General features: G+C 63.1%; 10 protein-coding genes. 3 read left to right on the forward strand and 7 right to left on the reverse strand.

From position 1 onward, the window contains the following. Positions 1–185 precede the first annotated feature (185 nt). Positions 186–1220: a proline iminopeptidase-family hydrolase gene (locus DQG19_RS06935; RefSeq protein ID WP_116125514.1), complete on the forward strand. Its 1035-nt coding sequence runs from the start codon at positions 186–188 to the stop codon at positions 1218–1220. 88 nt (positions 1221–1308) lie between these two features. Here DQG19_RS06935 and DQG19_RS06940 read toward each other — a convergent pair whose 3' ends face one another. Next, positions 1309–3531, reverse strand: coding sequence for an MGH1-like glycoside hydrolase domain-containing protein (locus DQG19_RS06940; protein ID WP_116125515.1), 2223 nt, complete (start codon positions 3529–3531; stop codon positions 1309–1311). A gap of 219 nt (positions 3532–3750) precedes the next feature. On the opposite strand from DQG19_RS06940, the gene DQG19_RS06945 reads away from it, so the two are divergent. Next, positions 3751–4485, forward strand: a complete 735-nt coding sequence (locus tag DQG19_RS06945) for a hypothetical protein (RefSeq protein ID WP_157974372.1) — start codon at positions 3751–3753, stop codon at positions 4483–4485. A 19-nt stretch (positions 4486–4504) separates the two neighbouring features. Here the strand turns inward: DQG19_RS06945 and DQG19_RS06950 are convergent, their stop codons facing one another. The 6 genes from DQG19_RS06950 to DQG19_RS06975 all read right to left on the reverse strand — a co-directional run bounded on the left by DQG19_RS06950 (position 4505) and on the right by DQG19_RS06975 (position 11329). Then, complete coding sequence (locus DQG19_RS06950) at positions 4505–5761, reverse strand: hypothetical protein (RefSeq protein WP_116125517.1); 1257 nt, start codon at positions 5759–5761, stop codon at positions 4505–4507. A 118-nt stretch (positions 5762–5879) separates the two neighbouring features. Beyond that, on the reverse strand, positions 5880–7265 hold the full coding sequence (locus DQG19_RS06955; RefSeq protein ID WP_198661676.1) for a deoxyribodipyrimidine photo-lyase: 1386 nt from the start codon (positions 7263–7265) through the stop codon (positions 5880–5882). 69 nt (positions 7266–7334) lie between these two features. Next, the gene (locus tag DQG19_RS06960; protein ID WP_157974373.1) at positions 7335–8180 is read right to left on the reverse strand and encodes a hypothetical protein; all 846 of its coding nucleotides are present in this window, start codon (positions 8178–8180) and stop codon (positions 7335–7337) included. A gap of 50 nt (positions 8181–8230) precedes the next feature. Beyond that, the gene (locus DQG19_RS06965) at positions 8231–8668 is read right to left on the reverse strand and encodes a hypothetical protein (protein WP_116125519.1); all 438 of its coding nucleotides are present in this window, start codon (positions 8666–8668) and stop codon (positions 8231–8233) included. 74 nt (positions 8669–8742) lie between these two features. Further along, positions 8743–10827: a glycoside hydrolase 43 family protein gene (locus DQG19_RS06970; protein ID WP_116125520.1), complete on the reverse strand. Its 2085-nt coding sequence runs from the start codon at positions 10825–10827 to the stop codon at positions 8743–8745. 103 nt (positions 10828–10930) lie between these two features. Then, entirely contained in the window at positions 10931–11329 is a 399-nt protein-coding gene (locus DQG19_RS06975) for a GNAT family N-acetyltransferase (protein ID WP_116125521.1), read from the reverse strand. A gap of 289 nt (positions 11330–11618) precedes the next feature. Between DQG19_RS06975 and DQG19_RS06980 the strand changes: the two genes are divergently transcribed. Next, positions 11619–12089 (forward strand): hypothetical protein, encoded by a 471-nt coding sequence (locus tag DQG19_RS06980; protein WP_116125522.1) that lies wholly within the window; start codon positions 11619–11621, stop codon positions 12087–12089. The last annotated feature ends 25 nt before the right edge of the window (positions 12090–12114 follow it).

The raw sequence follows: 12114 nt of genomic DNA on the forward strand, positions 1-12114 counted from the left end.
TCGTAACGGGGGTAAAAAAACCCCTGCGAACGCGCAAGGTAACCACTTTCAGAATTAATTGTCAAATTAACCTGATAATATGTATTGTTTTAGCCGCTTGCGACGGCTCTACGGCATTATTGCCGGTTTTTGGCATCTTTTTTCACAACGTGCTGTTTTAGGCGGCCAGCGGGTATCTTGCGGGTATGTACCGCTTCCTGCTGCTCCTCCCCCTCCTGCTCTGCACCTGCGCACCGTCGCCCGAAACCGCGACGCCGACCGACGCGGCGGCCTACTTTGATAATTCCGGCCGTGAGGACGTCCTGACCGGCGGCGTCCGTATGATCCCCATCAGTACCCCGGCGGGTGAGTTCCGTGTCTGGACCAAGCGGGTCGGCAACAGTCCCCGCAAGAAGGTACTGCTGCTCCACGGCGGCCCCGGGGCTACGCACGAATACTTCGAGGCGGCCGACAGCTACTTTCCGGGCGCCGGCATCGAATACTACTATTACGACCAGCTGGAGAGCGGTCGCAGCGATCATCCCGCGGACTCCACGCTCTGGACCATCGACCGCTTCGTCAGTGAGGTGGAGCAGGTACGGACCGCGCTGGGCCTGGACCGGGACAACTTCTTCCTGCTCGGCCACAGCTGGGGCGGCATCCTGGCGCTGGAGTACGCCTTCGCCCACCAGGAGAACCTGAAGGGCCTCATCATCTCCAACATGGTTTCCTCCGTGCCCCAGTACAACAAGTACGCCGAGGAAGTGCTCGGCCCGCAACTCGATCCCGAAGTGCTGCGCGAGATCAAGGAACTGGAAGCCGCCGAAGACTACCAGAATCCCCGCTACGAGGAACTGCTAACCAACAACTACTACAATCAGCACGTCATCCACATGGACCCGGCCGACTGGCCCGAACCGGCCGTGCGCGGGCTCAATAATATCAACTACGACGTCTACCTGGCCATGCAGGGTCCGAGTGAGTTCGGTATACTCGAGAGCGCCAGCCTCGCCGACTGGGACCGCAGCGAAGACCTGGAACAGATCACCGTACCCACCCTCACCATCGGGGCGGAGCACGACACCATGGACCCCGAGTACATGGAGTGGATGGCGGAGCAATTCCCCAATGGCCACTACCTCTACTGCCCGAACGGCAGCCACATGGCGATGTACGACGATCAGGAGACGTACTTCGAGGGCGTTATCAACTTTATTAACAAGGTCGACGAGGGGGAGTAATCGGAGCATCACGGACCGCAAACTGGTCCGGCAGCGCTCCCGGGCAAGCCGTACAGATCGGTTTTTGACGGGAACGCAGGTGCCGGGTTCAGATCGCGGTCAGGCGCATATAGTCCAGCAGGGCCCGGTTCACCTCCCCGTCCATGTTGTGATTCCACTCCTCGAAGTGGAGCCGCACCGTGTTGGCTCCGGCCGCGAGCGTGACGCGGTGGGCGTTGGTGTGCCCCCAGCTCGACCAGTCGTCGGCCCCGCGCTGGGGGAAGACCACGGCACCCGCGTACCCACCGTTGACCGTCAGGCTGCGAATGGCGCACTTGTTGTCGGTATTTATGGGTCCGCTTCCGTTGGCAAAGCGGAAGTCCAGCAGGTAGGGGCCGGCCCGTTCCACCTCGACGTCAAAAGCGAGCTCCCGGTTCTCGGTGAGGCTCAGCAGCACGAAGCCCTTTCCCGTATAGTTCTCCGCGTCGAAGGAGGAGGGCGGCGCGTACCCCTCGGCCTGGTAGCGCTGGACGTGCGGCGTCACCTCCACCGGTTCGCTGGCGAAGGCCTCGTTGCCGTGCTCATCCACCCCGGCTACCTGGTAGGAGGCGTAGGCGTGGGGATCGACCGAACAGTGGTTAGTAGTGACCGCCTGGAGGAGTTCATCGTTGCGGTAGACATGGTAGCGTTGCGCGCCCACCACGCGGCTCCACCGGAGGGTGTCCCCTACCCTTCCTGCCCAGAGCGTCGGCAGGGAAGAAAGGTTGTCGACGCGGTTGACGCTGCGGTAGGGCAGGTCGTGGCCATCGAGCTCGATGGCGATGGTACGGTGCCCGGTGGCGGCGGCGTCCACGAAGGCCACCTGGGCCGCCTTGCCGTCGATGGTGACCGACCGGATGCGCGATCCGTGGCCCGCGACGGTGATGTCAAGGGTCACGTTGCGGTAGCGGAAGTTCGACAGCCGCCGCTGGCCCGCATAGGAGCGCGGCACGACGGGAGCCAGGTAGAGTCCGTCGGCCCGAAACTCCATGCCCATAAACACGCGGTACACCATGGCCAGGTTGGCGGCGATGCTCCAGAGCATGTGGTGGGAGTTGATCTCGGTGCCCATTACGCCACCGTCTTCGGCGACCATATTCTCGTAGTTGCTCAGGTAGAGTCCGGCCGAGCGGTAGATCGCCGCCAGGCCATGCTCCAGCGCCGCGCCGTTGCCTACCCGGGCGGCCGCCAGGTTCCAGAATCCCTGGACGAAGGGCCAGATACCGTTGTTGTGGTAGGGCGGCATGTCCGGGATCTGCGGATAGATGCAGGACACGCCGAAGGGGGTGAGCGGCGACCGCTCCACCACGGAAGCGGACTGCTCCGCATCCGCGATCCCGAACAGAACGCACAGCGCCTCGCCCAGCGCCTCGAAGCGGGGGGAGACCAGCATATGGTCACGGCCGTAGAGGTACTGTCCGTAGTATCCCTTGTCGAATAGCCAGAGGCGGTCGTTGATGGCCTGTTTAAGGGTGGCGGCGGTGGTGGCGTAGTCGCCGGCGGGCTCGTCCAGTAGCCCGGCGATCTCCCCCAGTATCTCGTGGGCGCGGCAGTGGACGGCGTTCGTGCCCAGACAGAGGGAGGCGTAGATGTCGGCGTTGTCCATCCAGCGGGGATAGGTCTGTTCGCGCCAGTCCAGGAAGGAGGATTCACCGCGGTACAGCCCGGTCTGCGGATCCACGAGCGTCCTGCGGTCGTCGTCGAGGGTAGCTTTGATGACCGGGTAGATCTCCTCCAGCCACGCCCGCTCGCCGGTGACCCGGTAGATCTCCCAGGCGGCGAGCACCCAGGTGGTACGATCGGAGCTCACGGGCCACGCGCCGCCCGAACCGGTGTCTTGGACGATACGTCCGCGCTTCACCTTAGCGCGCAGGCTGGTCTTTACCGCTTCGGGATTGTGAATGGCGAAGGCAAGCAGCGCACTGTAGCTTACGTCGCGGGTCCACACGCCCGACCATTTAGCGCCGGTGCGCAGGGTGCCGTCTTCCTCGACGTTGCGGTGGGCTTCCTCCTTGGCCAGGTTGAAGAGGGCGTCCACGATCGGCTGGTCGGAGGTGTACTCCGGTCCCGCGGGCAGATCGCTGGCCAGCTTCCACTCCAGGCGGGGGTCGCGGTCGCCGTGGATGCTTTGGCCGTAGTTGGAGCGGAGGTGGGTGGTGGACAGGACTTCGGCCCGCATGCTCCCCTGTTCGATGCGGTCGGGGTGGAGGGTGTATTCGGGGCTGGCGTAGAGGGGGGTGGGCATGTTGGGTTTATGGAAGTTGGCGGGGGTTTGTTCGCTGGTGGGTGACATAGGTGGGTAATACCCGTCGATTGGGGTCGGGGCGGCGCGGCCGGAGACGGCACCGTGCTTACGTTACCGGAGGCAGCAGCTTGCTTCCTGGTTGGGACTATACCAAACGGAGCCCAAAACATCACCAGAACTGGTGCTTGTGGCGGCGAACGATACCCCCGTAACTTAATGGCCCACACGGTGTCGCTTTTTCCCGCCCGGCACCAAATTTTGCTCACCATGATCGATCCCCACCAGAATGGGCAGGTGAAGGCATATACGCTGGATATCCTGCTCGACCGGTCTACCGACTACTCCCGGGCCAGCCTGGAGAACCTTGGCTTTGACGCCACTTCCATTGAAAAACTACAGCATATCCGGCTTCAACTGGCGAAGTACGAAGCGGCTCAGCAGGAGGAGGCGAAGCGCCAGCAACAGCGGATGGAAGCATCGGCCGACCACACCTTCCGGGTCATCCAGTCGCTGAAGGATTCCCTGGAAACCACACTGGCGGAAAGCCAGAATGCCCAGATCATCGCCAAATCCATGTACGTGGCTACCTACCTGCTGGGCTTCGCCATGGTGTGCGTGGCTATTTACTTCGGTACCCGGGGGCGGGAATTCCTATCCCTGGCCTTCGGCACCTTCGGCATGGCCAGCATCGTGGGCCTGCTGCTCTCGGATCCACCCCTCAAACTGCAGGACAGCCGGTCGAACTATTCGCAGTTGACCATCGGCGTGCTCGCGTGGTTCAGCGACATGATCGACAAATCAAGCATGCAGCAGACGGTCCTTAGTACGTATCAGCTTATGTTGCGGCACGCGCCGGACTTGGGCACCCAGGTGCAATTGCAGCAGACCGCCCTGCAGAATCACCTGCAGCTCAGCGATGCCCAGCTTGCCAATACGGTACGGCTGATCCGCCTGCTCGAGGAGGTCGCCGAGCCCAGCTACCGGAATGGGGTGGAAAGTTGAACCCCCAAGGGGCGCTTAGCTAAACCAGGCTTCGGGTGGGCGCGTAGCTGTCCCACCGCAGTTCCCTGCGGCGGCGTTTCGTCAGGTGGGCGGCGGCGCGCTGGTGCAGGAGAAATTCCCGGCGGCATACGCCGCAGCGGCCGTTGGCGTACAGGTACCCGATCGTCCGGTGCATGCGCTGGTCCGGGTGCCGTTTCAGGATGCCCTGCACGGCATCACCGATCGCATGCAGCTCGCCCTGGTCCGTAACGTCGCGGATGGTGCGGTAGATCAGGGCGTCGTCGCTCTCGGAATAGCAGGCGGTCAGCATCCGCACGGAAGCGGCCACGGTCCGGTGCTGTTTCAGCCGGGAGCGGGCGAAGCGCCGGATCGCCACCGAAGCGACCCGGCCGAGGATAATACTGACGGTCCGCAGCAGACGCCGGTCGTCCAGGTCCAGGCGGTCGATGAGCCGGAGCGGATCGCCCGGGTAGTCCCGCTGCTCGAACACGCGCAGGTAGCGCCATTTTTTGGCGGGGTCCTTGGCGCGGAGTTCCCGCTCGGCCAGCTGCCGCAGTTCATCCGGGGTCAGGCGCTGGTACAGGTTATTCAACCGCCCGCCGGGGCGGCCGGCTTCGATGTGGTCGATAAGCTCGTCGAAGTTTTCGGGCCGGGCGATGGAAATCTCCTCCACCGGGGGTGCCTTCCGGTCGAGGACCTTGCGGCGGTACCGCCGTACGTGTTTATTCTCGCGGCTGGTCGGCGGCAATTTGCCACCCCACTTCTTCAGCGCCTTGCGGACGGCCTTCTTTCGGAATATCTCCGGGCTGTGAGCCGTGACCTTCTCGCCCTTGAGCTGCTTCCCGGTGACCTCCATGTAGGCGTACATCCCCTTGCGGCCCAGTCGGATGACGTAGGCCCAGCCGTATTCGTAGGGATTGGGTTCGGCGTTGAGTTCCCGGTACTTGTCGATGATGGGCCCCTTCTTCAGGTCGCCGGCCCGGTAGAGGTGATAGGCTACAGCAAAGGCCTGGTCGGGATTGACCCGGTGATCGCCTGTTTTCATCCGAAGAAACCGGCGGCGGAACTCCCTGGCCAGGGCCGGGTAGTGCTTACTCCGCCGCAACAACTGGAAGGAATACCAGCCCCGATTCCCCTCGGACTGCGGGTCGTAGGCGTAGTTGCGGAAGCAGCCCTTCAGCAGGAACTCGTCGTAGGCTTTCCCGAACGGTTTCTTGCGGAGGAAGGGGGCGCCGATGCCGGTTTTGATCTGCTGCTTGGTTTGCTGTTTGCCCATCCGGGGAAGATACGGGGTATGGGTGGGGGGAGCTTGGCGCGGGTTTTCCGCAGGGGTGTTGCGCTGCCGGAGGCAGCATTGTCCTGGCGCGGTCGGAGACCGCGTTGTACTTCGCGTTTTACTGGTTGACGCGCTCGATGTATCCTTCCACGTCGTACTTGCGGTCGAGGCCGCCGCGGGTCATGGTGCGGAGCTTGCCGAAGACGTCGCGCTCCGTCCAGCCGCGGTCGTGCAGGCCGAAGAGCCACAGTACGTTGGTGTAGCTGTTGGGGTCACGGCCGTCCATGAAGTACTTGTTGTTGAGGTACAGCGTGGTCTCGTAGGCGTACTGGTAGGTGTTGGTGTAGGTAATGATCTGCTTGCCCCAGTACATCCGCATGTAGTTGGGCAGGAAGGCGCGTTCCCGCATCTCCTTCATGGCGGCGTTCCAGGCGTCGTCGTCGGTTTCCCCGTTCTCGAGTTGCTCGCGGGTGTAGTGGTGGGGCCGCTTGTCGCTCTCGTGCTTTTCCATGGTTTCCTGCGCCCAGTCGGGCACGGCCTCCAGGCTGTCGTAGGTATCGGGGGCGTACCAAACGAAGTTGTGGGCCAGCTCGCGGCGCACGACCAGCTCCTCGATGTAGCCCTCGCGGTCGCTCTTGGGGGCGCTGGAGTCCTTCACTTTGCGGTAGACCTCACTGGGACTGATGTGGCCGAAGTGCAGGTAAGGGCTGAGGTGGCTGGTCGCGTCCTCGGAGGGTTCGAGCCGGCCGTCGGAATAGCCCTTTAGGTCGGAGCGCAGGAAGTTGGTCAGGTGATCGCGGGCCGCGGTGGTGCCGCCCACAAATTCGTCGACCGGCTTTACGTCGCGGTCTACCTTCAGCTGGTCGAGTACGCCGTCCACGCTGTCGAGTTCCATGTCGCCGCTCAGGTGGACCCGCTTGCTGGGCTTATCCGGCTCGGTCTCGGTGGTTTCCGTAGCGAATTTTTCCACCTGGCCCATGATCTTCTTGCGGATGGTGCGGGCGGCGTACTCCCGTTTTTCACTGGCTGTCTCCACGGGTACGACCACGTTACCCTCCACCTGCACCAGCGGTACCTCCAGCTTGTCGGCGGCGTCGGAGCGCCACTTGCGTTCGTGACGGGTATAGGCCCGGTCGGTGACCACGGCGCAGACGTCATGTCCGTCCACAAATTTGGCGATACGTTCGGCGCGCGGGCCATGCAGCAGCAGGAACTTGAGGCCACGCTCGGTGATACGGTCGGCGGCCTCCTTCAGTCCCTCGATCAGGAATTTGTAGTGGCGCAAGTTGGCCTCCGGAAAGTCGTCGATCAGGGTGAAGACCACGATGCAGTATTTGTCGAGGTCGTTGGCCCAGCGGATGGCGTATTCCAGAGCGGGATTCTCGTAGGCACGCATGCTCTCCTGCATCCAGTAGACGACGTATTTGCCGTCTTCGCGGAGCTCACGGTCGTTGAGTTGTTTGAGGCGTTCTTCGGCGATCGAGTAGGTGTTCAGACTTTCCATGCCCCCGTAACGGAATTTTTGCGCGCTGGTTTTTTGCGGCGGGGCGCGGGTGCGGTGCTACTGCGGCCGTCAGAAACAGGTGTACGGCCTCCCCCAGGTGTAGTAGCCCTCCGGGATTATGTATTCCGGGGTGAAGACATAATTCGTTTCACTCCTGCTTTTTCGGTTGCCTCCTGGATCGGTCACCACCGACGTTTCCCGCTCGTGGAGGAAGGGTGAGATGGCATACGTATGGTGGTCCCGCAGGGGCGATCCGTAGAGCAGGCTACGGTGGGGCGTGAAGCCGGTGCGTTCGGTCACCCTCCGGTTCGCTTCGCGGCCTACGTATTGATCGCTGTAGTATTCGAGAGCGACCACCCGGGGGATATTGCCGTCGGCATCGTACTCGTAGGTTCGCTCCACCAGGGGTACGTAGCCCGTGAACAGGTGATCGTCGACCTCCGCCCAGGTGGACATGCCCGTCCGGCGGCCGTCGGTATCGTAGAAAAAGCTGTCCACCTCCAGTCGGTGCTCGCCCCGTCGGGGCGAGGTGTACCAGTCCGGATAGCGCACCTCCCGCAGCTGCCCCGCCCCGTCGTAGGAATAGGTTCCGACGAACCGCAGGTCGTACTCGGGGACGGTGTAAACGGCTTCGGTGATCCGGTCCCCGTCGTAGGAGAAGGTCACCCGTTGCCCGCCATAAAGATCGGCGGTCAGGAGTCGGCCGTCGTCGGCGTAGCTATAGCGCAGCGTATCGTACTCCACGTCGGCGGAGTCCGTAGTCCAGGGGGAGATGGAGTACGGCATCTCGGTGATCCGGCACACCGTTGACGCTGCCCCGGGAGGAGGCATGGCGGGGCTAACGTCTTCCTTGTCACAGGCAACCAGAAAGGCCAGCAAAAGAAACGGAAGCAGACGCGTGCGGAAGAAAGTCATTGGAGGGAAAACGTGAACTGGCAGGGTCACCGGATAGTATTCCCGGAAATTTAACGGTCTCCGTCCAAAGGGGTCCCGTCTCCAGCTTTCTCGCGGACGTACCGGAGAGTATTCCCACGGCCGACGAGGCTCATCTCCAGGCGCTTTTCCGTTAGTTTGGTGATGAAGTAGCAGTTGCCGAGATCGGGGACCGTGAGGTAGCGGCCCTTACCGGTCGGGGCTACCGCGTCGGATACGTCCGGACAGGTCTGTCCGACCACGTAGTTGTCACTGCTTTTCTCATCCATCCCGTCGTAGCCCATGATCATCAGGTTGCCCTCGAAACGGAGGGTAGCCAGGCTGTCGTCCTCACTCCGCCAACGGCCCTGCAACTCCCCGGTGGTACCGGAAGAGGTGTTGGTGACCGCGGCGGCATCGCGGACGGTTTCGGAAACTTCCCCGCAGGCGAGACCCGCCAGCAGGCACGTAAGCAACAGCAATCGGTACATACACATTCGACTTTACCCTAATAACCCGTAGCGCGGCGGTTTGTGAACGCGCGCCGCACCCGCGCGCCGCCGCCCTAGTCAACCAGGGCCCAGCGGAAACAGGCACCGCCTTTACGGTCCGGCCAGGCATCCCGGGCGTCGGCGGAGCAGAGGCTGCCCTGCCCCGGGTCGGCGAACAGGTAGCGGTGGTTGGTTAGCGACATCAGCATGAGGTCGTCCTGCAACATATCCTCCCACTGGAAGGTGGAAGCGTCGCCGGACTCCCCGGTTTCCAGGCGGACCTCGGCCAGTCCGCCGTTATTATGGACCGTCACGTAGCGGCCGGTGGTGACCGACTGCAGGGCGATACGGCCCGGCCCCCGCTCCAGCACGCGGAAGAGAGAAGAACTGTCGGAGGCCGGCCGGCTGTCCGCCGCGAAGGGGCGCAGGAAGTTGCGCCAGCTGGCGAGCACCGAACTGTCGGCCAGGCTCGTAAGACGGATGTTCTTTCCGTGCGGGATGGGCCGGGTCAGTCCCTTGCAGCGGCGCTCGTCGACGGTGAAGTCGTCGAAGTCCGCGTAGCCGCCCTCCCCGCCCGACGTGCTGTAGTTGAACAGGGCGTAGCGGACCCCCTGAAAGGTGCGCAGCTGGTAGGGCATGTGCACCGGCGCGCCGAGGTCGGTAAAGATCTTTCCGTCGAGGCTGTAGCTCAGCACGGCGGTGTCGGTGTCGAAATTGGCGTGGGCGCGCAGCCAGATCCGGTCGCCGGCGATGGAGGCGTCGTGGGTAGCGCCCGTCTGCTCGTTGAAGTACCGTAGCCTCCGGCCGTCCGCCTCCTGCAGCACCCCGATCCAGGCGTAGGGCAGGTTGAGGAGGGCGAGGCCCGCCACGTCGCCGGAATGCAGCCCGCCGAGCTCCAGTTTGGCGTTTGCTACCGATTCGGGTCCGATGCCGCGCTGGGTGAGGGAGTTGCGGGCGCGCCAGAAGCTTTCGGCGGGCAGGCTGTGCAGCCGCAGGTAGCCGGGGCGCTCGTCCAGCGACCACTTCTCCTCTACCGGTGCGTGGTTCCACTGCCATACTTCCCCGAGCTCGGGGCCGTTGAAGGCGTCGTCGCGTACGAAGGGGGCCGAAGGCTCGGAGGTGAAGCCGGTATTGGGCTTGACCCAACTGCGGGGGGTGCGGGTGAGGTTACCGGGGAGACCGAAGTAGGGCCAGCCGTCCTGCCAGGTGACGGGTGAAAGGCCGGTGACGCGGCCGACGCTGTTATAGTCGAGCATCGACCAGCCCCACCATTCCCCGGTCTGCGTCTGTACGATGCCGCCCTGGTGCATGGGGATGCAGCCGACGTAGTTCTCGTCGTAGCGGACCACGTTGTAGGGCGGTCCGTTGCGGGTATCGAATACGCGGGCGCGCTGCCCTACGCCCATATTGCTTTCGGCGCTGATCACGTTCACCTCGTAGGGGCCGTAGGGTGCGTCGGCGCGCAGGCACACCTGGTAGCACATGGGCTCGTAGTTGGTATTGGTAATGATGTACTTGCCGTCGATCTTGTAGATGTGGCTGCCCTCCCCGGCGCCGCTGCCCGCGGGTACGATGACGCGTTCGGTGCCGGGCACGACATCGAGCAGGTCATCGGTGAGTTGTACCATTTTCACTTCGTTATAGCCCCAGACGGCGTACTTCTTGCCGTCGTCGTCGAAGAGTACGGTGAGGTCGTGCAGGTCGGCGCGCATCTGCTGCTGCTTCCACGGACCTGCCGGGTCGGTGGCGGTGAAGACCTGGGTACCCTGCCCGTTGACGTTGCTGAAGATGTAAAAGGTGCCGTTGTCGTAACGCAGGCAGGGGGCCCAGAAGCCCTGCCCGTAGATGTCCTGTCCGTCCTCCAGCCGGAAGGCGGGGCCCTTGTCCAGGCGCGGGGCGGCGTAGGTCAGCAGTTCCCAGTTGACCAGGTCGCGGGAGTGCAGCACCGGCAGGCCGGGCATGGCGTGCATGGTGGTCCCGGTGAGGTAGTAGTCGTCGCCCACCCGGATAAGGTCCGGGTCGGAGAACTCGTCGTGGAACAGCGGATTAGTGTACGTACCGTTGCCGTTGTCGGCGGTCCAGGTACAATCGGTTTGTGCAGTGGCGGCCAGGGAAAAGCCCAGCAGCAGGATCGACAGGTAAAGTTTTATAATTGTCATAAAGACAAATATATAGTTTATCGCGCATTTGCTGCCTGCCGAACGATCAGTGTAGCAAATCTGCCAAGCGATCGTGCCCGCTGACCGGACGTCAACGGGTTGCCTACGCCGTCCGCTCCCGGAAGAAGCAGGCGGGCCGCGGAAGGAAGCCGACCTTTTCGTAGTAGTCGACCGCGCTGGGCGCGGCGATCAGGTGGATCATCACGCGGCCCCCGAGCCGCTCGGCCGTACGCTCGATAAGGGCGCGGCCGATGCCCCGGTGCTGGTAGTCGGGATGCACCGCAAGGTCCGCCAGGTAACAATTCCAATGCCAGTCGGTCAGCGAGCGGCTGATACCTACCAGTCGCCCCGCTTCCCAGGCGGACACCACCAGGTCCGACCCGGCGTACATCGCCCGGATGCGGTCGGGGTCGTCTACCGGACGGTTGAGCCCGGCGCTGCGGAACAGGTCGATGATCTCCCCGGCGGACGGCGTGCGGTCGTGGTGGTACGCGATGGTCATTAGCGCTTGCTAAGGTAGGGAGTCGGCGCGGGTAGTGCACCTGCACCCGCCGTTGTGCTGCGCTGACCGGGGAGAAATACGCCGGGACCTGTCGGCAGATGAGACCGCCCGGGCATGCGACCCCCTGCCGGGCACGATTCACACGATGAACATAATTTATTCTACTATATCAGAATACTTCGGTATTACCTATCTTCCAGTTGCGTTGTCCACCGGTACCGCTGGACAGGAGTGAGTCTCGGCTCTGCGACACACAACGGACATCTCCTAACCTGCCGACCCCCACGCAATGGACGATACTATTCCCTGGCAACACCGCCGGGCTCTCCGGAACGCAATTGAGGAGCTCGAAAGTCACGGTATCCGGGTCACCCATGCCTACCAGGAGAGAGACAAGCTCCTCTCCGTGATCATCCAGGAGGTGGACAACCAGGGCGCCCCCTGCCTGAGCGAGAGCCAGCTTTGGAACCTGGCCATCCGCGTTTCCCGATCGCTGCCCATGCTCAAGGAAGTACGGGCCATCCCGCGGTGGCCGCACGTCGTGGAACGGCAAACGGACGGGCTCGTCTTCCGGCGTCTCGTCAATCCGGAATTTTCCGCCGTCATCCGTCCCGGTACGGGAGATCATACCTTCGAGGTGAACGGGAAGCAGTACCACCTCATACCCCCGGAAGACTATCAGCACGACCACCTGGATTACTACGCCCGGCAGGCCGGAAAAACGATCGTTGCCCACGACCTGACCGATCTCCTGCCGTGACCCCCGGCGCCAGGTGCCCCGCGTA

Origin of the sequence: Lewinella sp. IMCC34183 (assembly GCF_003390915.1) — a bacterium.
Lineage (GTDB): Bacteria > Bacteroidota > Bacteroidia > Chitinophagales > Saprospiraceae > Neolewinella.

What these genes read in the sequence shown, in the direction of transcription:
- DQG19_RS06940 (WP_116125515.1), bottom strand. Translation starts at nt 3,531, where the DNA reads ATGTCACCCACCAGCGAACAAACCCCCGCCAACTTCCATAAACCCAAC.
- DQG19_RS06955 (WP_198661676.1), bottom strand. Translation starts at nt 7,265, where the DNA reads ATGGAAAGTCTGAACACCTACTCGATCGCCGAAGAACGCCTCAAACAA.
- DQG19_RS06980 (WP_116125522.1), top strand. Translation starts at nt 11,619, where the DNA reads ATGGACGATACTATTCCCTGGCAACACCGCCGGGCTCTCCGGAACGCA.
- DQG19_RS06945 (WP_157974372.1), top strand. Translation starts at nt 3,751, where the DNA reads ATGATCGATCCCCACCAGAATGGGCAGGTGAAGGCATATACGCTGGAT.
- DQG19_RS06935 (WP_116125514.1), top strand. Translation starts at nt 186, where the DNA reads ATGTACCGCTTCCTGCTGCTCCTCCCCCTCCTGCTCTGCACCTGCGCA.
- DQG19_RS06960 (WP_157974373.1), bottom strand. Translation starts at nt 8,180, where the DNA reads ATGACTTTCTTCCGCACGCGTCTGCTTCCGTTTCTTTTGCTGGCCTTT.
- DQG19_RS06970 (WP_116125520.1), bottom strand. Translation starts at nt 10,827, where the DNA reads ATGACAATTATAAAACTTTACCTGTCGATCCTGCTGCTGGGCTTTTCC.
- DQG19_RS06975 (WP_116125521.1), bottom strand. Translation starts at nt 11,329, where the DNA reads ATGACCATCGCGTACCACCACGACCGCACGCCGTCCGCCGGGGAGATC.
- DQG19_RS06965 (WP_116125519.1), bottom strand. Translation starts at nt 8,668, where the DNA reads ATGTACCGATTGCTGTTGCTTACGTGCCTGCTGGCGGGTCTCGCCTGC.
- DQG19_RS06950 (WP_116125517.1), bottom strand. Translation starts at nt 5,761, where the DNA reads ATGGGCAAACAGCAAACCAAGCAGCAGATCAAAACCGGCATCGGCGCC.